Source organism: Castellaniella sp., from assembly GCF_049673105.1.
Taxonomy (GTDB): Bacteria; Pseudomonadota; Gammaproteobacteria; order Burkholderiales; family Burkholderiaceae_B; genus Castellaniella.
In genome coordinates, this window is record NZ_JBATXG010000020.1 from 1 (window position 1) to 19,789 (window position 19,789).

Consider the following 19,789-nt stretch of genomic DNA (forward strand, 5'->3'; position numbering starts at 1 on the left):
TCGCGTAGGGCCTACGGCTTCAGAAACTTTGAGAATTACCGCATGAGGGTCTTGGCTCAATGCGGCTGGAACGGTGTCATCAACCGTGTCTGATGGATGCCCATCCCCCGTTAATGGGGTAGAGCCCGAAAAGACTGGGCAGTCAGACGGCCGGAAAATAGCACCACACCGCACCGCACCGCACCCGTCCACCAATGGACTTGACAGAAAAGTGACGGACCAACAAAAAACCCAACGGAGAACCGTTGGGTTAGTTGCAACTGGTGGCCCGGGGCGGAATCGAACCACCGACACAAGGATTTTCAATCCTCTGCTCTACCGACTGAGCTACCGGGCCAAGACGTCGAATCATACACGAATTTTTTACCGTATGCAGGTGTCCGGGCCGGGAAATGGCCCAAGACCCTTCTCGCGACTTATAATATGGGAGTCTCCCTCTGTAAGATTTTGCTGCGGCATGTCCGTTGACGTTCTCACCTTCGGCTTGAACCATGTGTCCGCGCCCGTTTCCGTGCGCGAGCGTGTGTCGTTCCCGATCGAATTGCTGAAGCCCGCGCTGTCCGCGCTGCGGACCACGTTCGGCCCCGCAGTGCGCGAAGCGGCGATCCTGTCCACCTGTAATCGCACGGAAATCTACTGTGCCGCCGATCCGGGTGTGCGCACGGCGCTGCCTGGCTGGCTGGCGGATTTCAACCGCCTGACAGCCGATCAGCTGACGCCGCATCTGTATGAATACCAGCGCAATGACGCGGTGCGGCACGCCTTTCGCGTGGCCAGCGGCCTGGATTCCATGGTGCTGGGAGAACCCCAGATCCTGGGGCAGATGAAAGACGCCGTGCGGGCCGCCGAACAGGCCGGCACGCTGGGGACGCTGCTGCATCAGTTGTTCCAGCGCACTTTTTCCGTCGCCAAGGAAGTCCGCTCGCAGACCGCGATCGGCGCGCATTCGGTCTCGATGGCCGCCGCCGCCGTGCGACTGGCCGAACGTGTGCTGGGGGATCTGTCCGACGCCAACGTGCTGTTCATCGGCGCAGGCGAAATGATCGAACTCTGTGCGACCCACTTCGCAGCGGCGCAACCCCGCCAGATGGCCGTGGCCAACCGCACGCTGGAACGCGCGGAACTGCTGGCGGCGCAATTCGACGCCCGCACGCTGAAACTGTCCGCACTGCCGGATCACCTGGCTGAATTCGACGTGGTCGTATCCTGTACGGCCTCATCCTTGCCCATCCTCGGCCTGGGGATGGTGGAAAGGGCTGCCCGCACGCGCCGCCATCGCCCCATCGTGATGGTCGATCTGGCCGTGCCGCGCGACATCGAACCGGAAATCGGTCGCCTGGCCGACGTCTACTTGTACACGGTCGATGATCTGGGCCGCATGGTGCAATCCGGCACCGACGCCCGGCGGGCCGCCGTGGTCCAGGCCGAGGCCATCATCGAAGCCCGCGTCCAGCATTTCATGCACTGGCTGTCCAATCGCGCCATCGTGCCGGCGATCATCGACTACCAGCAAAGTGCCGATGCCTTGCGCCAGGCCGAGCTGGACCGCGCCCGTCGCCTGCTGGCGCGCGGCGATGATCCGCAGGCCGTGCTGGAACACCTGGCCTATAGCCTGACGCATAAATACATGCACGGGCCTTTGGCTGCGCTCAACCGCAGCGAGGGTGCAGAACGCGAGCAAATGCTAGCGTTGTTGCCGCGGTTGTTGCCCGAAGCCGGCGCCCGCCGCCGGTAGCTGAACGTCCCGCCTTTGTTTTTCGACCTGGCGGCGGGGCCGCTGGGTCGCATCCCTTCTATACACCCCCTCGGAATCTCTCCATGAAAAGCTCGATGCGCAGCCGCCTGGAACAACTCAGCCATCGCCTGGCGGAGATCGATGCCATGCTGGCGGAGCCAGACAGCGCCGACGATATGGACCGGTTTCGCAAATTGACGCGCGAGCGTGCGGAACTGGAACCCGTCGTGCATGTGTTCGGGGCCTGGGAGCAGGCCTGGGCGGATCGAGAAACCGCCCGCGAGATGCTGTCGGACCCTGATATGAAACTGCTGGCTGAAGAAGAACTGGCGGGGGCCGATGAGCGGATCGGCCAGCTGGAAGCCGAGCTGCAGATTTTGCTGCTGCCCAAGGACCCGGATGACGACCGCAGCATCTTCCTGGAAATCCGCGCGGGAACGGGGGGGGACGAAAGCGCCCTGTTTGCGGGCGATCTGTTGCGTATGTATGCCCGCTATGCCGAAATTCGCGGCTGGCGGGTCGAACTGGTGTCCGAAAGCGCATCCGAACTGGGCGGCTACAAGGAAGTCATCGCGCATATCGAAGGCGATGGCGTGTATGGCCAATTGAAATTCGAGTCCGGGGCGCACCGGGTTCAGCGCGTGCCGGAAACCGAATCCCAGGGACGGGTGCATACCTCGGCCTGCACGGTGGCGGTGATGCCGGAAGCCGATGCCCAGTCGGACATCCAGATCAATGCCAACGACCTGCGCATCGATACGTTCCGCGCCAGCGGCGCGGGCGGCCAGCATATCAACAAGACCGATTCCGCCGTGCGGATCACCCACCTGCCCACCGGTTTGGTGGTGGAATGCCAGGACGACCGTTCGCAACACCGCAACAAGGACAAAGCCATGCAGGTGCTGGCGGCCCGCCTGAAAGACCGCCAGCAGCAGGAAGTCCATGCCCGCGAAGCCGCGCAGCGCAAAAGCCTGGTGGGGTCGGGCGACCGGTCCGAACGCATCCGCACCTACAATTTTCCCCAGGGGCGGGTGACCGATCACCGCATCAACCTGACGCTCTACAAGCTGGCCCAGGTGATGGACGGGGATCTGAGCGAAGTCACCAACGCCTTGCTGGCGGAACATCAAGCCGAGCAACTAGCCGCCTTGGCGCTGGACTGAGCGAATGGCGAGATCGCTGCGGGACTGGCTGGCGCTCAGTCCCTTGCCGCGCCTGGAGGCGCGCCTGTTGTGGCAGCAGGTGCTGGGCGTGTCCCGCGCCTGGTTGATCGCCCACGATGCCGATCAACCGGATGCCGAGCAGGCCTGCGCGTATCAGGCGCTGGAAGCGCGTCGCCTGGCGGGCGAACCCATGGCTTACATCCTGGGCCATCGGGAATTCTGGAGCCGGGATTTCCACGTCAGCCCGGCGGTTCTGATTCCCCGGCCCGATACCGAATTGCTGGTGGAATGCGGCCTGCAGGCGATTGCCGGTGTGCCATCCCCCTGTGTGCTGGATCTGGGCACCGGCAGCGGCATTGTGGCGATTTCCATTGCGCTGGATCGGCCCGATGCGCAGGTGCGGGCCACGGACTGCAGCCAGGCTGCGCTGGATGTGGCAGAAATGAACGCACGCGCTTTGGGGGCAAAGCTATTGTTTTCACACGGGAATTGGTACGATAGTCAGTTGGATTCGGAACACTATGATTTGATTGTGTCCAATCCACCCTACATCGACTCACAAGACACTCACCTGGTCCAGGGCGACCTGCGCTTCGAGCCGCAGGGGGCCTTGACCGACGGGGCGGATGGCTTAAGCGACCTGCGTTGCATTGTGCAGGGGGCGGTGGCTCATCTGCGGCCTGGCGGGGCCTTGTGCGTGGAACATGGTTGGGATCAGGCCGCCGCCGTGCGTGCCTTGTTCCATTCATCGGGGTTTTCCGATGCGGTCAGCCTGCGGGATCTGGCCGGCATCGAACGCGTTACCTGGGGCCGGCTGCCGGCCTGAATTTTAAAGAGATCACCATGAGCGAAACAGCCCAATCCGAAGTCCAGAATTTCATCCGCGAAACCGTCACCGGTCATCCGGTCGTCCTGTTCATGAAGGGTACCGCGCAGTTTCCGCAGTGCGGGTTTTCCGGACGGGCGATCCAGGTCCTGAAGGAAATCGGCGTGACCAAGCTTGTCACGGTCAATGTCCTGGAAGACGCCGAAGTCCGTCAGGGGATCAAGGACTACGCCAACTGGCCCACCATCCCCCAGCTCTACATCAAGGGCGAATTCGTCGGCGGCACCGACATCATGAATGAAATGCACGCTAGCGGTGAACTGGCCACCTTGCTGAAGGACGCCGGGGCCATCGAGTGAGCTCAAAGCGCCGGCTGGTTGTCGGCATCAGCGGGGCGACCGGCGCTCAGTACGCCATTCGCCTGCTGATGCTGGCCCGCACGCAGGATGTGGAAACCCATCTGGTGATTTCCCCGTCCGGCGTGCTGAATATCCGCCACGAACTCGGTCTGGATCGCCAGGCCGTCCATGCCCTGGCCGATCATGTCTACAGTCCCCGCGACGTGGGGGCGACGTTGGCCAGCGGCAGCTTTGCCACGGCCGGCATGGTGGTGGCGCCATGTTCCATGCGTACATTGGCGGCCATCGCGCATGGCCTGTCCGACAATCTGATCACCCGCGCCGCCGATGTCACGCTGAAAGAACGCCGCCGGCTGGTGTTGATGGTGCGGGAAACACCCCTGAACCTGGCGCATCTGCGCAATATGACAGCCGTGACGGAAATGGGCGGCGTCATCTTCCCGCCGCTGCCCGCCTTTTATATGCGGCCCGCCAGCCTGGACGACATGATCGATCATACGGTCTGCCGGGTGCTGGATCTGTTCGATATCCGTGTGCCTGGTCCGCGCTGGGAAGGTATGGATACCCCTGAAGGCCCAGTGCGGGGATCTTCGGATACACTCTGACTGGCCGTTCATCCCCCTTCGATATCGCACATGATCAAAAAAGTTCCTGTTTCTCAGTTATGCGTGGGTATGTATATCCAGGATCTGGGGGGATCTTTCCTGGATCACTCGTTCTGGCGGTCCCGTTTCCTGATTTCCAGTGAAAGCAAGCTGCGAAAGCTGCAGGAATCACGGCTGGAATGGGTGCTGATCGATACCAGCCGGGGGCTGGATGTGGGGCAAAGCGCCGCATCGACCACCGCGCCGGCTGTTGCAGCGTCGGTTGCGGTCGCCGCTGGCGCGGCGGCGTCTGTGGCGACGGCTCCGGCGCCGCAGGCGACTTCGGGCGCGGCGGTCGAACACCGGGCTTTCGAGGATGCGCGGGAAATCCTGGACGAATCCCGGGATCAGGTCAAGCAGTTGTTTGCCGAGGCGGAATTGGGCAGCAAGCTGGACTTGGGCCAGATACAGGGCCTGGTGCAGGATATGGCCGACTCCCTGGAAGGCCACCCCGACGCGCTCACCAGCCTGGCCCGCCTGAAAAAGGCGGATCAGTATCTATATGCCCATTCCGTCGCGGTCGCTGCGCTGATGACGGCCCTGGCCCGCACCATGCGGTTGGCGGACGAACACGTGCACCTGGCCGGCATGGCCGGCTTGCTGCATGATATCGGCAAGGCTCACGATCCTGCCGATGCGCCAGGCAAGATCGGTCGTCCGGTCCAGCAGCCGCAGGCATTGCTGCATCAGCACCCCGGGGCAGGGGCGGCCATCTTGCGGGCTGATCCGTCCATCCCGCCTGAAGTCATCGAAGTCTGCCTGCATCACCACGAGCGCATGGACGGCAAAGGGTTTCCGGACCAGTTGGCAGGCAAGCAGATCGGCCTGCTCTCGCGCATGGCGGCCATCTGCAATTTCTATGACGAAATGACGTCCAGCCGCCCTTACCGGAAAGGCTGGGATCCGGCTTTCACCTTGTTCAAGATGCTGCAGTCCGACGGTCAGTTCGACATGGATGTGCTGGGGGCGTTCGTCCGTTCGGTCGGTCGCTATCCAGTGGGTTCCATCATCAGCCTGATCAATAGCGAATTAGGGCTGGTGGTGGCGCAGAACCCCGATCTGCCGGAACAGCCGGTGGTCAAGGTCTTCTATTCGATCCGATGGGCGCATGCGATCCCCGAACGCCGCGTCGACCTGTCGGATCCGGATTGCGGCAGCGCCGTGCAGCCGGTCCGTGCCCCTGTGGACTGGGCGCAATCCGGCTTGCCGGTGCCGTCGATCAGCGATTAGGCATTGTCGCCGCTCTGGGTGCGGCGCCGGATCTGAAGCGTCAATCCAATCCCGGCCAGCGCCATCGCGCCGGTCGCCACCCAGGTCCATTGCCAATCGCCGCCCGCCTGATTGACGACCCAGGCGACCAGCGGCGGGCCTGCGAACTGGCCCAGTGACGAACACTGCTGCATCCAGCCGATCGTGGTCGACGTCGTTTGAGGGCTGGGCGCCAGCGTCAGGGCCAGCACGAACAAAGTGGCCGGCACCAGGCCGCCCATCATGGAAAAAGTAAGGACGGCCAGAAACTGCGCGGTCGCCGGCAGGCTGGCGCCAAAAGCGAGATAGGCGCAGATGATCATGGCGCCCAGACCCAGCAGCAGCAATTGCCAGGCGGGAACGCCTCGGTGCAGCAGCCGTCCGGCGGACAGATTGCCGATGGCGTTGGCCCCCGCCACCACGGCGGTCAGCAGGCCGGCGGTGGTGCCGGCGATGCCTGCCGACATATAAATCGTGGGCAGAAAGCCGATCACGGCGATCCATTGGCTGGAATAGGCGCCGAACGTCAGGGCCACCAGCCAGACGTTCTGTGCTTTCAGTGTCGTGCCGACCAGCGACAGCGTGGCCGGGCGGGGCTGGTCGTGGTGAAGCGCCGGATCTGGCGGGACCTGGGATAGCGTCAACAGCAGGCAGGCCAGTGTCAGGGCAGCCAGCAGCAGCCACAGCAGTTGCCAGTTGCCCAGAGTCAGCACCCAGGACCCCGACAGCAGAATGATGACGGTGCCTAGCGGCATATAGCAGCCCCACAGGCCCATGATGCGGCTCAGGTGTGCCGGGGCAATCAGGCGGCGGATGAGGGAAGGCACCGGCATGGCGACCATCAGGAAGCCGCAGCCTTCGATGGCCCGGCATAGCAGGATGGCCGTGGCGGAATCCAGCCATGCGCCCAGAACCGATGCCAGCGCCAGAATGGCCAGGCCGATCACGATGCAGCGGCGCAGGCCGATGCGTTCAGCCGCCAGGCCGACCGGCAGGCCCAGCGCCATGCCGCCCATCTGCACGACGGACAGCAGGAAGCCCGATTGCACCAGGCTGAGTTGAAACTGGGCTTGCAACTGGGGCAGGGCGGGCGGGAGTTTCCAGATGTGCAGAGCTGCGCAGATGCCGATCAGCACCAGGAACAAGGCGGCTCGCAGCCCGGTCGTGGTGGGGGGCGGGCCGACATCGGCGGTCTGTGAGGCGCAGGCTGTCATTGGGTGACCGGGCCTCTGGGCAGCCAGCGCCAGAACATCCAGGCGGCCAGCAGGCCGATCCCGCCAATGGCGCTAATGCCGGCTGCCAGCGATGCCACCGCCGTCAGCCCGGATAGCAGCAGGGGGCCGCCGCTGGCGCCCAGGTCGGTGATCTGGCGCCAGAGGCCTAAAAAGACGGTACGGCCCTCGCGCGGCGAGGCGTCGGCCCCGATGGTCATGAGAATGCCCGAGCCGATGCCGTTGCCAAAACCCAGCACGAGGCACACGATCAGCAGGCTGTTGAAGTCGGTCGTCCAGGGCATGGCCAGCAGGCTGAACCCCATGATCAGCATGCAGGGCAGCGCGACCCATAGCCGACCGTGCTGATCCATGACCTTGCCTGCGGGATAGAACAGCAACATGTCCACGGCGCCCATCGCGCCGTAGATCAGGGCGGTGGATGTCGCATCCAGGCCGATCTGGACGGCCCATAAAGGAATGACGATCTGTCGGCAGGCGCGCAGCGCCGATACGAGTGAGGTGGCGATGCCCAGGGTCAGCATGATGCGCCCGTGCTGGCGCAGTATCGCGAGCATGCTGATCTTTGGGGCGGCAGGCGTCGAGGTGTTAACGACGCGTGGCGCCAGGTCCGGGACGGTCATCGAGATGATGCCCGCCCCCAGCATGGCCAGAATGGACAGCCAATATGCGCCGGCCAGCCCCATCAGGTGGATCAGGCCTGCGCCGGCGAAGGGGCCGATGAACATGCCGATGCGCATGGTGCCGCCCAGCGTGGACATGGCCCGCGCCCGCATGTGCAGGGGGACGGCCTCGATGAGGTACGTCTGCCTGGCCAGCAGAAAGACCGCGCTGGCCAGTCCGACCATGAAGACGCCCAGCCCGAACACCCAGGGGTTCGATGCCAGCAGACAGAACACCAGGCCCAGCATGGAGAATAAGGACGCCCCGACCAGGGCCTTGCGTTCGCCGTAGCGGGTGGCCAGTGCTGCGGCGGGCAGATTGGCGATCAGAGAGCCGATGCCCACCAGGGCGACGATCAGGCCGGCGACGGCGGAACTGGCGCCCAGATCGCGGGCGCTGATCGCCAAGATCGGGAAGATGGCGCCTTCGCCCAGGCCAAAAAGCAATGAGGGGCCAAATGCAGGTAGCGCAATCTGGCGCAGACTGAAGGATTCGGGGGCAGGCGGCACGTAGAGAAAGGTCACAAATTCAATGGGCTATTGTCGCATAAGGCCATGCGCCCCGCCTGGGGATATATCCTTGGCTTGCGCAAGGAAATTGCCGTGTGTCCACCCTGGGATCATTCAATGGGTGGATTCGGCTCCGGAAGCTGCTAAGCGTTATTACCGATTGCGCCATCTACGGCGCGCGGGGGACAATTCGCGCGCTCTCGCTGTTTACAAAACAGTACAAAACTCGGGTTTACCATTAACTCTTAGGGGCTCTCTCTCATGCAACGTCGTTCCTTTCTTAAGAAGGCCGCCTTTGGCGTGGCCGCCGGCGGCACCACCCTCGCCGCTCCCGTCTTCGCTCAAGATGCGCCTACCCTGACTTGGCGCTTGGCCTCCAGTTTCCCGCGCAGCGCGGATGCGATTTATTCCGGCGGTGAAAATGTCGCGAAATTCGTCTCCGAAGCCACGGGCGGGAAATTCCAGATCCGCGCCTTCCCGGGGGGTGAAATCCTGCCGGCGCTGGGCGTGCTCGACGGGGTGCAAAACGGCACCGTCGAATGCGGTCATACGGCGTCCTATTATTACTTCGGCAAAGATCCTTCGCTGTGCTTTGACGGCGCCGTGCCCTTTGGCCTGAATACGCGCCAGCACAATGCATGGGTCATGCATGGCAATGGTCGCAAGCTGATGCGTGATCTGTTTGCCAAATTCAATATCGTGAACTTCCCTTGCGGCTATACGGGCTGCCAGATGGGCGGCTGGTTCCGCAAGGAAGTCAAAACGGTCGAAGACCTGAAAGGCCTGAAATTCCGCACGGCAGCCTTTGCCGGCGCAGTGCTGATGAAGCTCGGCGTGGTGCCGCAGCAGATCGCCGGCGGCGACATCTATCCGTCTCTGGAAAAAGGCACGATCGACGCGGCTGAGTGGATCGGCCCCTATGACGACGAAAAACTCGGTTTCCACCGTGTGGCGCCGTACTACTACTTCCCCGGCTGGTGGGAAGGCACGCTGCAGGTGTCCTTGTACGTGAACAAGGACAAATACGAAGCCCTGCCCAAGCACTACCAAGCCGTGCTGGATCAGGCGTCGGCGCTGGCGACCAACACCATGATCGGCACCTTCGATGCGGAAAACCCCAACGCCCTGAAACGCCTGATCGGTGAAGGCGCCAAGCTGCGGGCCTTCCCGAAACCCGTCATGGACGCTTGCTACAAGGCCGCCCAGGAAACCTACGCGGAATTGTCCGCCAAGGATCCCGGCTTCAAGAAGATCCATGACGATTACATGGGCTTCCGCGATCATGAAATCCCCTGGTTCCGGATTGCCGAAGGCAGCTACGACCAGTACCTGGCCTCTGCCGCGAAATAATCGTTTGCGCCTTTCGCACCGGCCTTTTCCAGGCCGGCTGGCGTGCCCGGTTTCGCACCAGCCCCCGCTTGCGGGGGCTGGGCGTGTCCGGGCGTTCCTCCCTTTTTTTGACAGATTTTCACCATGAATACACTCCTAGCCCTGTCGCGGGCGATTGATGCCATCAATCGCCGCGTGGGTCAGGCTGTGACCTGGTTGATCCTGATTGCCGTGATCGTCAGCGCCACCAACGCGACGGTCCGCAAAATCTTCAATCTCAGTTCCAATGCCTGGCTCGAATTGCAGTGGTATCTGTTTGGCGGCGTTTTCCTGCTGGCCGCCGGCTATACCTTGCTGAAAAATGAACACGTTCGCGTGGACGTGCTGGCGACGCATTTGTCCCGTCGCACGCAGCTGTACATCGAAATTTTTGGCGTCCTGTTCTTTCTGCTGCCGATGGCCGGCATGATCATGTGGCTGTCCTGGCCCTTCTTCATGGATGCCTTCGTGAATCACGAACAGTCTTCCAATGCGGGCGGTCTGATCCGCTGGCCGGCGAAAATCCTGATTCCCATCGGCTTTGCGCTGCTGGTGGCCGCCGGCCTGTCGCACTTGATCAAGTGCATCGGCTGCTTGCGCGGGCTTTGCCCGGATCCGCGGGATACGCATGTGGGTAAATCCGCAGAAGAAGAGCTGGCCGAGCAGATCGCCCAGGAAGCAGCACAGCGCGAGGCCGCCTCGCACGGGGAGCGCTGAACATGGAAGCCTTTTTGCTTGCCTATATGGCGCCGGTGATGTTCGGCATGCTGGTCGTCTTGTTGCTGCTGGGTTTCCCGGTCGCTTTTGCGCTGGCCGCCAACGGCATTTTGTTCGGCCTGATCGGAATTGATCTGGGCTTGTTGACGCCGGCTTTGTTCCAGGCGCTGCCGCAGCGGGTGTTCGGGGTCATGTCCAATGAATCCCTGCTGGCGGTACCATTCTTCACCTTCATGGGTCTGATTCTGGAACGCTCGGGCATGGCCGAAGACCTGCTGGAAACCGTCGGTCAGCTGTTCGGTCCGCTGCGCGGGGGGCTGGCGATCGCCGTCATTCTGGTGGGGGCCATGCTGGCGGCGACCACCGGCGTGGTGTCGGCGTCGGTGATCTCCATGGGCCTGATCTCTTTGCCCATCATGCTGCGCTACGGGTATGACCGTCGTTTGGCAACGGGCGTGATCGCCGCCTCGGGGACGTTGTCGCAGATCATTCCACCGTCGCTGGTGCTGATCGTGCTGGCTGACCAGTTGGGCCGTTCCATCGGCGATATGTACAAAGGCGCTTTCCTGCCGGGCTTTGCCCTGACGGCTTTGTACATCCTGTACGTGGTCGCGGTGGCATTGATCCGCCCCAAGGCAGCGCCGGCCATTCCGCCCGAAGCCCGCACCTTCATCGAACCCAACGGCGGACATGGCATTCCATCCCTGTTGGTCTTGATGGCCTTGTCGGTCGGGATTTCCTACGCAGGGGTGCAGTATTTGCTGGATGAGCAAGCTCACGTGGATGAACTGATCGTCACCAGCATTCTGTTGTGGGGCGCAGCGGCCTTCGTCATAGCCGTGTTGAACAAGGTCTTGCGTCTGGGGCTGTTGTCGAAAATCGCCGAACGGGTGACGTTCGTCATGATTCCGCCCCTGGCGCTGATCTTCCTGGTGCTAGGCACGATCTTCATCGGCGTGGCCACCCCCACCGAGGGCGGCGCCATGGGGGCGGTGGGCGCCTTGATCATGGCGATCATCAAGCGCCGCTTGAACTTCAAGCTGCTGCGTCAGGCGATGGATACCACCACGACCCTGACCTGCTTCGTGGTGTTCATCCTGATCGGCTCTTCAGTATTCAGCCTGACCTTCCGGGGCGTCAATGGTGACCTGTGGGTGGAACATCTGCTGACCGGCTTGCCGGGCGGCGAGATGGGTTTCCTGATCGTCATCAGCCTGCTGACCTTTGCCCTGGCCTTCTTCCTGGATTTCTTCGAGCTGGCTTTCATCATCGTCCCCCTGATCGGCCCGGTGGCCGACAAAATGGGCATCGATCTGATCTGGCTGGGGGTCTTGCTGGCGGTCAATATGCAGACTTCCTTCATGCACCCGCCTTTCGGCTTTGCGCTGTTCTACCTGAGATCGGTGGCGCCCAAGGACGACTACAAGGACAAGGTCACGGGCAAGATGATCGCCAAGGTCACGACCGGTCAGATCTACTGGGGGTCTTTGCCCTTCATCGTCATCCAGATCATCATGGTGGTGGCGGTTCTGGCGTTCCCAGGCATGGTCACGCACTACAAGGCGGACAGGCCACAGGTCGATATCGAGGAAATCAAGATCGATCCGGGTAATTTCGGCGGCTATGGCGGCGGGGGTTATGGCGCCTATGGCGGCGGTGATGCCGACACGTCCGGCGCAGCGTCGGATGGTGCGTCATCGGGTCAGTCCGATCAGGATTACAACAGTATGTTCAAGTAAGGCGGACAACCGATCTGCCCAAGGCTGAAGCGCCCCGTCCCGGAGTCCCGGGCGGGGCGCTTTGCTATGGGAACGATCAGAGCTTGTTGCCGCCCGGGGGCGGACAAGCGCCGGCGGTGTCAGTCCGGGTCGCGCTGGCTGGCCTGACGGCGCTCGCGCACGATCTGCAACCAGCTGTCGATCGGCATGGGGCGCGCCAGCAGGAAGCCTTGCAGGGCGTGGCAATCATGCTGGAACAGGAAGCGGGATTGGTCTTCGGTTTCGACGCCTTCGGCCACGACCCGCAGATTCAGTTGATCGGCCATGGCCAGGATCATTTGCACGATGGCGATGCCATCGGCGTCGTGCGGCAGATCCTGGATCAGGCTTTTGTCGATTTTCAGCTCGTACAGGGGCAGGCGCTTCAGGCCGGCCAGATTGGAATAGCCGGTGCCGAAATCATCCACGGAAAAACGGATGCCCAGCCGGGCCAGCGCCCGCATGCGCTGGGCGACGGCCTGCATATCCTGGATCAGGACGCCTTCGGTGATTTCGAAGATCAGGCGGTTGCCGGGCACGCCCTTTCTGTCCAGTATGCCGCGCACGTATTCCACGAACTGCGGATCCATCAGGCGCTTGGGGCTGACGTTGATCGACAGTGGATAGGTTTCCCCCAGGGCCTGCAGCGTCAGCAGCGTGTCGCATGCGATCCCCAGCGTCCAGGCACCCAACAGATCGATCAGGCCGGATGACTCGGCCACCGGAATGAAGATGGAGGGCGAGATCGGCCCGTGCTGCGGGTGAGTCCAGCGGGCCAGCAGCTCGCCCCCCGTGACCTGGCCGTCCTGGCCGAATTGCGGCTGCAGGTGGAGGGACATCTGCGGGGTGTTGATGGCTTGCAGCAGGTCGTGTTCCAGCCATAGGCGCTGTTCGACTTCCGCTTGCAGTTCCTGCTCGTAGAAGGCGGCCTGATTACCGCCTCGTTCCTTGGCTCTTTGGGTGGCCATGTCGGCTTCGCGCATCACTTGGTCAGTCGTCTTGCTGCCGGGGTGGATGAGCGTCAGGCCGATGCTGGCGGTGATGAAGGCCGGATTGTCCTGGATGGTCAAGGCGCTGCTCGAGATCGATTGGCGCAGCTTGTCTGCAATGTGCATGGCGGTGCGGGCGGCATCGCGCTGTTCGAGGCCCAGACCATCGACCAGCACCACGAATTCATCGGCGCTGGTGTGGGCCACCATATCGCGTTCCCGCGTCGTGCGGGCCAGCCGCGAGGCAATGGCGGACAGCACTTGGTCTCCCACTTGATAGCCCTGCGTATCGTTGATTTTCTTGAAGTTGTCCAGATCGATCTGCAGCAAAGCGCCATAGCTTTTGTCCTGCTGCGCGCGTTCGATCTGCTGAGAAAGGCGCTCCAGCGCCAGCCGTCGGTTGGGCAGATCGGTCAGGCTGTCATAGAAAGTCAGACGGTGAGCGGTTCTTTCCGCCTGCAGGCGGTCGGTGATGTCGGTGGCGACGACGCAGATGGCCTCGAGGCCGCCGTCGGGCGCGTGCAACGGCGCTTTGATGGTCAGCAGCGTGCGCGCGTCGCTGTTGATGGGGTATTTCAGGGTCTGCTCGATCACGCTGCGTTCCCGGGTCTTTAGCACCGTTTGATCGCTTTGTTCGATCGACACCAGCGAGGCGGGGTCGGTGATGAAATCCGCGTCGCGGCGACCGGAGAGCCCGCCGGGGCCGACGTTCATGAGTTCTTCGAGCTTGTGGTTGGCGAAGATGTAGTGGCCGCTGGGGTCCTTGATGCAGACGATGGCATCGATGCTGTCCAGGACGGCATCCAGCCGCCGTTCGCTGGATTGCAGGCGTTGACGTTGGGCGCGGATCTGGATTTTGAGCCACAGCACGATCAGCAGCACCAGCGCCAGCAAGCTGGACAGGCCGCCCATGATCCAGGCGGCGTTGTTGACCAAAGCGGATGAGGGAGGGGACGCCCGCCACGAGTTGAGCGTGCGGAAATAAAAGGAATTCGGATCCGCCTGCCAGGCGCTCAGGTAGCGGTCGATGGCGGCCAGGACTTCCGTGTGCGCGCCTTTTGGAGTGGCGAAAAAAGCCTGGGTGGGTTGAAAGATGATTGCGGTCGCGCTCAGGTTGTAGTGTCGTGCGGTGAGCTCGCCGACGTAGAAATCGGCGGCGACCGCATCGGCCTGATGGCGGTTGACCATCTGAAAGCCTTCTTCAAGCCGTTGCACCGGTACGAACTGGGCGTCGATGTTCAGGCCTTTGAGCGTGGCGTACAGATAATCCTGTTGGGTGGAACCCGCCAGCACGGCGATCGTGTGGTGTTTCAGGTCGGTGATGGCGTGCAGGGAATTGGTGGGCAGCGCATAGATTTGCGACCAGCTGTGCAGCGCGGGGACATGGTGAAAGCTCAGGGTCTGGGCGCGTTCCGGCGTGTAGTAGACATCGGGCAGCAGATCAATCTGGCCGGTCTTCAGTAGCTCCATGCAGTCCGCCCAGGCGCAGGGCTGGGTTTGCAGGGCCCAGCCCTCGCGGTGGGCGATGTTATTCAATAATTCGCCCAGTATGCCTGCGGGCTTGCCGCCGGCATTGATGTAAATATCAGGCCTTTGCTCGTAGATGCCGACCTTGAGATCCAAGGCGTGAGCCTGCGCGGCAGCCAGGGCCAGGCAGCATGCCAGGGCCAGCTGAAAAACCGCGGAGATCATGCGTAGGGGAGGGCGCATAAGGCTGAAAGTAGAACAGGTGTTGCAATCATAGGGCGTTGTGTTGCAAAGCAATAGTGTGCACAGGCCGCCGGATTGTCAACAGTTTCACCGATTGTCAGGCGTAGAGCGCCTCGGCGTACAATGCCAGGCAGTTATTGGCGTTCCCCCAAAAGGTGAATCATGTCTCAGGCATTCCTTGCCGATGTGCAGGCCCGGATCGGGCAGTTGCGCTCCGAAGGCTTCTATAAGTCCGAACGCGTCATCGCCAGCCAGCAGGCGGCCTTGATCACACTGTCAGATGGCGCGCAGGTGCTGAACTTTTGCGCCAATAACTACCTGGGATTGGCCAATGATCCGCGTCTCATCAAGGCCGCCCAGGCGGGGCTGGCCGCAGATGGTTTCGGCATGGCGTCCGTGCGTTTCATCTGCGGGACGCAGTCCGGGCACAAGGCGTTGGAATCCGAACTGGCCCAGTGGCTGGGCATGGGCGATGCAATCTTGTATTCCAGCTGTTTCGACGCCAATACCGGTCTGTTCGAGACTTTGCTGGACGAGCAGGACGCTATCGTCAGTGATGCCCTGAACCATGCCAGCATCATCGACGGCGTACGCTTGTGCAAGGCCCGTCGCTATCGCTACGCCAACAATGACATGGCGGATCTGCGCGCGCAGCTGCAGGCCGCCCGCGAAGGCGGCGCCCGCCACGTGATGATCGCGACGGACGGGGTGTTCTCGATGGACGGCATCATTGCCGATCTGCCCGCCATCTGTGATCTGGCCGACGAATTTGACGCTCTGGTCATGGTCGATGATTCCCATGCCGTGGGCTTTATGGGGGCAGGGGGGCGCGGCACGCCGGAACACTGTGGCGTTCAGGGGCGGGTGCACATTGTGACCGGCACACTGGGCAAGGCGCTGGGCGGGGCGTCGGGCGGCTACGTGGCCGCTGATCCGGTGATCGTCGACCTGTTGCGTCAGCGCTCACGGCCCTATCTGTTTTCCAACACCCTGGCCCCCGCCATCGTGGCGGCTTCCCGGCGGGTGCTGGCTTTGCTGCAGGATGCCGAAGGCGAACGCTTGCGCGCGCAGGTGCACCGCAACGGGCAGCACTTCCGGCAAGCCATGCAGGCCTTGGGTTTCACCCTGGTGCCGGGTCAACATCCCATCATTCCCGTCATGCTGGGCGAGGCCGCGCTGGCCGGTCGTATGGCCGAAGCCCTGCTGGCGCAAGGTATCTACGTGATCGGTTTTTCCTACCCGGTCGTCCCCAAGGGCAAGGCCCGCATCCGTACCCAGATGAGCGCCGCGCATACGCCGGCGGACATTGACCGGGCCGTGGCGGCGTTTGCCCAGGTGGGCCGGGAACTGGGCGTGATCGGGCATGTCTGACGCCCGCGCATGATTCAGCAGGCTGCGGTGGCAGCCTGCATTTTTTCTGCTATTGGAGTTTCCATGAGAGCCTTGGCTAAAACCCAGCCCGCCGCAGGACTGGAACTGGTGGACGTCCCCAAACCGGCCATTGGTCACAACGACATCCTGATCCGCATCCGCAAGACAGCGATATGCGGGACCGACATTCATATCTGGAAGTGGGACGAATGGGCGTCGCGCACCATTCCCGTCCCCATGCACGTGGGCCATGAATACGTGGGCGAAGTCGTGGAGATCGGCCAGGAAGTCCAGGGTTTCAAGATCGGCGACCGCGTGTCCGGCGAGGGCCACATCACCTGCGGGCATTGCCGCAACTGCCGCGCGGGGCGCCGCCACCTGTGCCGCAACACACAGGGCGTGGGGGTCAATCGGCCCGGCGCCTTCGCCGATTATCTGGTGATTCCCGCGTTCAATGCCTTCCGGATTCCGGATGACGTGTCCGACGATCTGGCCGCGATTTTCGACCCTTATGGCAATGCGACGCATACGGCGCTGGCCTTCGATCTGGTGGGGGAAGACGTGCTGATCACCGGCGCCGGCCCGATCGGGGCGATGGCGGCGGCGGTTGCCCGCCATGTGGGCGCGCGCAACGTGGTCATCACCGATGTGAACGATTATCGCCTGGACCTGGCCGCCCGCATGGGGGCCAGCCGCACGGTGAATGTGGCCCGCGAAGACCTGCGCGACGTCATGCACGAGCTGGGTATGACCGAAGGGTTTGATGTCGGGCTGGAAATGTCCGGGGTGCCCAGCGCTTTTGCCACCATGCTGGAACAGATGAACCACGGCGGCAAGATCGCCATGCTGGGCATCCTGCCCGACGGGGTCGGGGCGGCCTGGAGCCAGGTGATCTTCAAAGGCCTGGAAATCAAGGGCATCTATGGTCGGCAGATGTTCGAGACCTGGTACAAAATGGTCGCCATGCTGCAAAGCGGCCTGGACCTGTCACCCATCTTGACACATCGCTATCCGGTGGCGGACTTTCGCCAGGGATTCGACGCCATGCTGTCGGGGCAAAGCGGCAAGGTGATATTGGACTGGATGAGCCCGGACGCTGAGTAGTCCTTGAGGACTATTCAGCGCCTGGCGAATCGGAGCCGCTAGCAAGCGGCGAGGTTGGGGGGACGTATTCTTTCTACAGGCGCTGCAACAGCGCCTGAATGGCATCACGATCCCAGTTGTGCGCCAGCGCCAGGCGCAACGCAATGCGCGCCTGTAGCGGGTTCAGATCCTGGGCGGCCAGCAGGCCGGTGTCCGTGTCGGCGGCCTTGGCGGTCACGCTACCGCGCGGCACCCGGCTGGCCCGTATGCAGATCAGGCCCCGGCGGATCGCCTGGGCGCAGCCGCGTTCGGCTGCCGGACTGAGACTGCCATTGCCCATGCCCGCCACCACGATGCCGCGCACACCGGCCTGGATGGCCGCCAGATAAACGTGCGCGGGGGCGTCCTGGTAGTCGTGGATGATGTCCACCGCCGGCAGGGATCGCAGGCCGGTCAGACTGAAAGCCGGCACAGCCAGGGGATCGAGACGCTGGCGGTAACGCACCTGCCCGTCGCACACTGACCCCAGCACGCCCAGGCCGTCGTGGCCAAAGGCATCGACCCGCGTCGTGTGCCCTTTGGCCGCCTGGCGGGCGGCCAGTATGCCGTCGTTCATCACGATCAGGACGCCACGCCCGGCGCTGGCGGAGTCGCGGGCGGCCAGCAGGGCGTTGATCAGGTTCAGGGGGCCGTCGGCGCTGGGTGCGGAAGCTGGACGCATCGCGCCCGTCAGGACAACAGGTTTAGGGCTGGCGATGGTCAGGTGCAGCAGAAACGCGGTTTCTTCCAGACTGTCGGTGCCGTGCGTGATGACGACGCCGTCGATGTCCGGGTCGCGCACCGCCTGTTGCACCCGGCGCGCCAGCTGCAGCACCTGGGTGGTGCGCAGCGCCTTGCTGTCCGTGTTGAACGGTTGTTCGCAGCGGATGTCGGCGAGCGCGCTGGCCCCCGGGATGGCGGCCAGCATGGCCTGGATGCCCTGGGTGACCTGATAGTCGGTCAGACGACTGGCATCGGCGGACGTGGCGGCGATGGTGCCGCCCGTGCCGATCAGCAGCAGACGCCGCATCAGGGGTAAAGGCCGCGCACCTGGCGGGCTTCGAGGATGCGCGAGCAGGCCACGATGAAGGCGGCTGTGCGCAGGGATACCCCGTGCTGGCGGGCCACGTTCGACATGGCGCTGTAGGCAGCGCGCATCATGGCTTCCAGGCGGTGGTTGATTTCCTGTTCCGTCCAGAAAAAGCTGGAGAAATCCTGCACCCATTCGAAGTAGCTGACCGTGACCCCGCCGGCATTGGCAACCACGTCGGGCACGATGACCGTGCCCTTGGCCGAGATGATGTCGTCCGCTTCCGGTGTGGTGGGGCCGTTGGCGCCTTCGACCAGGATGCGGGTGCGGATCAGATCGGCGTTGTCATGCGTGATCTGGCCTTCCAGGGCGGCAGGGATCAGGATGTCGGTTTCCAGGGACCAGAATTCCTGCGGCGTCAGGGTATCGGCGTCCGGGGCGCCGGCGACGCCGCCGTGTTCGCGGACATAATCGATCAGCGCGGGGATGTTCAGGCCGCGCGCATTGTGCACAACGCCGGTGTGGTCGTAAATCGCGATGACATGCGCGCCGGCGTCATGGAACAGGCGCGCTGCGGTGCCGCCCACATTGCCGAAGCCCTGGATCGTCACGCGGGCGCCCTTGATGTCGATGCTGGATTCTCGGGCGGCTTCGCAGGCGATGACGTAGACGCCGCGCCCGGTGGCCTCGATGCGCCCCAGGCTGCCTCCCAGAGAGACCGGTTTACCCGTCACGACGCCGGTCGTGGTGCGGCCCTCGTTCATGGAATACGTGTCCATCATCCAGGCCATGATCTGGCCGTTGGTGTTCACATCCGGCGCGGGGATGTCTTTGGCGGGTCCGATGATGTCGTGGATTTCGCTGGTGTAGCGGCGCGTGATGCGTTCGAGTTCGGATTGGGAATGCTGGCGCGGGTCGATGCGGATGCCGCCCTTGGCGCCGCCAAAGGGCAGATTGACGGCAGCGGATTTCACCGACATCCAGGCCGACAGGGCCATGACTTCGGACAGTGTGACATCCTGGTGGTAGCGTACGCCGCCCTTGCCCGGTCCGCGCGAGGTGTTGTGCTGCACACGATAGCCTTCGAAGTGGGCTACGGTGCCGTTGTCCAGTTCGATCGGCACGTCCACGATCAGAATGCGTTTCGGACGTTTGAGGGTTTCGACCCAGCGGGCCAGATTGCCCAGGTAGGGAGTCACCCGATCGACCTGTTCCAGGTAAATCCCCCAGGGTCCAGGGTGGGCCTGGTCCAGATACGAGGGGAGGGAGGGGAAATGCGGTTCAGCCATGGTGTGCAGCCTTTTTATGAATATAGAGAGGGCGACGACATACAACTGACCCCATTT

Annotated in this window: 16 protein-coding genes and 1 tRNA gene; 11 read left to right on the top strand and 6 right to left on the bottom strand. The window is 63.0% G+C overall.

All coding sequences use genetic code 11. The annotated features are described in order from the left end of the window. Positions 1-261: 261 nt before the first annotated feature. Positions 262-337 (bottom strand) — tRNA-Phe (locus tag WBF69_RS07335). Positions 338-457: 120 nt separating this feature from the next. On the opposite strand from WBF69_RS07335, the gene hemA reads away from it, so the two are divergent. The 6 genes from hemA to WBF69_RS07365 all read left to right on the top strand — a co-directional run bounded on the left by hemA (position 458) and on the right by WBF69_RS07365 (position 5,957). Continuing rightward, on the top strand, positions 458-1,735 hold the full coding sequence (gene hemA / locus WBF69_RS07340; RefSeq protein WP_424262729.1) for a glutamyl-tRNA reductase: 1,278 nt from the start codon (positions 458-460) through the stop codon (positions 1,733-1,735). Between the two features lie 83 nt (positions 1,736-1,818). Next, positions 1,819-2,898 (top strand): peptide chain release factor 1, encoded by a 1,080-nt coding sequence (gene prfA / locus WBF69_RS07345; protein ID WP_424262731.1) that lies wholly within the window; start codon positions 1,819-1,821, stop codon positions 2,896-2,898. 4 nt (positions 2,899-2,902) lie between these two features. Continuing rightward, on the top strand, positions 2,903-3,724 hold the full coding sequence (gene prmC / locus WBF69_RS07350) for a peptide chain release factor N(5)-glutamine methyltransferase (RefSeq protein ID WP_424262733.1): 822 nt from the start codon (positions 2,903-2,905) through the stop codon (positions 3,722-3,724). Between the two features lie 17 nt (positions 3,725-3,741). Further along, positions 3,742-4,083: a Grx4 family monothiol glutaredoxin gene (gene grxD / locus WBF69_RS07355; protein WP_424262735.1), complete on the top strand. Its 342-nt coding sequence runs from the start codon at positions 3,742-3,744 to the stop codon at positions 4,081-4,083. Next, positions 4,080-4,688 carry a UbiX family flavin prenyltransferase gene (locus WBF69_RS07360; protein ID WP_424262737.1) on the top strand — a complete coding sequence of 203 codons (609 nt, stop codon included), beginning with the start codon at positions 4,080-4,082 and terminating at the stop codon, positions 4,686-4,688. The genes grxD and WBF69_RS07360 overlap by 4 nt, the downstream gene beginning before the upstream one ends. Positions 4,689-4,718: 30 nt before the next feature. Further along, entirely contained in the window at positions 4,719-5,957 is a 1,239-nt protein-coding gene (locus WBF69_RS07365) for an HD-GYP domain-containing protein (RefSeq protein WP_424262739.1), read from the top strand. On the opposite strand, the gene WBF69_RS07370 is transcribed toward WBF69_RS07365, so the two are convergent. Both WBF69_RS07370 and WBF69_RS07375 read right to left on the bottom strand, forming a co-directional pair. Then, positions 5,954-7,189, bottom strand: a complete 1,236-nt coding sequence (locus tag WBF69_RS07370; RefSeq protein ID WP_424262741.1) for a CynX/NimT family MFS transporter — start codon at positions 7,187-7,189, stop codon at positions 5,954-5,956. The two genes, WBF69_RS07365 and WBF69_RS07370, sit on opposite strands and share 4 nt — an antisense overlap. After that, positions 7,186-8,394, bottom strand: coding sequence for an MFS transporter (locus WBF69_RS07375; protein ID WP_424262743.1), 1,209 nt, complete (start codon positions 8,392-8,394; stop codon positions 7,186-7,188). Before WBF69_RS07375 ends, WBF69_RS07370 begins: the two co-directional genes overlap by 4 nt. Before the next feature lie 246 nt (positions 8,395-8,640). Between WBF69_RS07375 and WBF69_RS07380 the strand changes: the two genes are divergently transcribed. The 3 genes from WBF69_RS07380 (at position 8,641) to WBF69_RS07390 (ending at position 12,203) form a co-directional block, all read left to right on the top strand. Beyond that, on the top strand, positions 8,641-9,729 hold the full coding sequence (locus WBF69_RS07380; RefSeq protein WP_424262745.1) for a TRAP transporter substrate-binding protein: 1,089 nt from the start codon (positions 8,641-8,643) through the stop codon (positions 9,727-9,729). A gap of 123 nt (positions 9,730-9,852) precedes the next feature. Beyond that, on the top strand, positions 9,853-10,464 hold the full coding sequence (locus WBF69_RS07385; RefSeq protein ID WP_424262747.1) for a TRAP transporter small permease subunit: 612 nt from the start codon (positions 9,853-9,855) through the stop codon (positions 10,462-10,464). Positions 10,465-10,466: 2 nt separating this feature from the next. Further along, positions 10,467-12,203: a TRAP transporter large permease gene (locus tag WBF69_RS07390; protein ID WP_424262749.1), complete on the top strand. Its 1,737-nt coding sequence runs from the start codon at positions 10,467-10,469 to the stop codon at positions 12,201-12,203. 119 nt (positions 12,204-12,322) lie between these two features. Here WBF69_RS07390 and WBF69_RS07395 read toward each other — a convergent pair whose 3' ends face one another. Then, positions 12,323-14,902 (bottom strand): EAL domain-containing protein, encoded by a 2,580-nt coding sequence (locus WBF69_RS07395; protein ID WP_424262751.1) that lies wholly within the window; start codon positions 14,900-14,902, stop codon positions 12,323-12,325. Between the two features lie 180 nt (positions 14,903-15,082). On the opposite strand from WBF69_RS07395, the gene WBF69_RS07400 reads away from it, so the two are divergent. Together WBF69_RS07400 and tdh are read left to right on the top strand one after the other, a co-directional pair. Beyond that, complete coding sequence (locus WBF69_RS07400; RefSeq protein WP_424262753.1) at positions 15,083-16,291, top strand: glycine C-acetyltransferase; 1,209 nt, start codon at positions 15,083-15,085, stop codon at positions 16,289-16,291. 63 nt (positions 16,292-16,354) lie between these two features. After that, positions 16,355-17,395: an L-threonine 3-dehydrogenase gene (gene tdh, locus WBF69_RS07405; RefSeq protein WP_424262755.1), complete on the top strand. Its 1,041-nt coding sequence runs from the start codon at positions 16,355-16,357 to the stop codon at positions 17,393-17,395. Positions 17,396-17,468: 73 nt separating this feature from the next. Here the strand turns inward: tdh and WBF69_RS07410 are convergent, their stop codons facing one another. Continuing rightward, on the bottom strand, positions 17,469-18,443 hold the full coding sequence (locus WBF69_RS07410; protein ID WP_424262757.1) for an asparaginase: 975 nt from the start codon (positions 18,441-18,443) through the stop codon (positions 17,469-17,471). Then, positions 18,443-19,732 (bottom strand): Glu/Leu/Phe/Val family dehydrogenase, encoded by a 1,290-nt coding sequence (locus WBF69_RS07415; RefSeq protein ID WP_424262759.1) that lies wholly within the window; start codon positions 19,730-19,732, stop codon positions 18,443-18,445. Before WBF69_RS07415 ends, WBF69_RS07410 begins: the two co-directional genes overlap by 1 nt. Positions 19,733-19,789 lie beyond the last annotated feature (57 nt).

What these genes read in the sequence shown, in the direction of transcription:
- hemA (WP_424262729.1), top strand. Translation starts at nt 458, where the DNA reads ATGTCCGTTGACGTTCTCACCTTCGGCTTGAACCATGTGTCCGCGCCC.
- prfA (WP_424262731.1), top strand. Translation starts at nt 1,819, where the DNA reads ATGAAAAGCTCGATGCGCAGCCGCCTGGAACAACTCAGCCATCGCCTG.
- prmC (WP_424262733.1), top strand. Translation starts at nt 2,903, where the DNA reads ATGGCGAGATCGCTGCGGGACTGGCTGGCGCTCAGTCCCTTGCCGCGC.
- grxD (WP_424262735.1), top strand. Translation starts at nt 3,742, where the DNA reads ATGAGCGAAACAGCCCAATCCGAAGTCCAGAATTTCATCCGCGAAACC.
- WBF69_RS07365 (WP_424262739.1), top strand. Translation starts at nt 4,719, where the DNA reads ATGATCAAAAAAGTTCCTGTTTCTCAGTTATGCGTGGGTATGTATATC.
- WBF69_RS07370 (WP_424262741.1), bottom strand. Translation starts at nt 7,189, where the DNA reads ATGACAGCCTGCGCCTCACAGACCGCCGATGTCGGCCCGCCCCCCACC.
- WBF69_RS07380 (WP_424262745.1), top strand. Translation starts at nt 8,641, where the DNA reads ATGCAACGTCGTTCCTTTCTTAAGAAGGCCGCCTTTGGCGTGGCCGCC.
- WBF69_RS07385 (WP_424262747.1), top strand. Translation starts at nt 9,853, where the DNA reads ATGAATACACTCCTAGCCCTGTCGCGGGCGATTGATGCCATCAATCGC.
- WBF69_RS07390 (WP_424262749.1), top strand. Translation starts at nt 10,467, where the DNA reads ATGGAAGCCTTTTTGCTTGCCTATATGGCGCCGGTGATGTTCGGCATG.
- WBF69_RS07395 (WP_424262751.1), bottom strand. Translation starts at nt 14,902, where the DNA reads ATGATCTCCGCGGTTTTTCAGCTGGCCCTGGCATGCTGCCTGGCCCTG.
- WBF69_RS07400 (WP_424262753.1), top strand. Translation starts at nt 15,083, where the DNA reads ATGTCTCAGGCATTCCTTGCCGATGTGCAGGCCCGGATCGGGCAGTTG.
- tdh (WP_424262755.1), top strand. Translation starts at nt 16,355, where the DNA reads ATGAGAGCCTTGGCTAAAACCCAGCCCGCCGCAGGACTGGAACTGGTG.
- WBF69_RS07410 (WP_424262757.1), bottom strand. Translation starts at nt 18,443, where the DNA reads ATGCGGCGTCTGCTGCTGATCGGCACGGGCGGCACCATCGCCGCCACG.
- WBF69_RS07415 (WP_424262759.1), bottom strand. Translation starts at nt 19,732, where the DNA reads ATGGCTGAACCGCATTTCCCCTCCCTCCCCTCGTATCTGGACCAGGCC.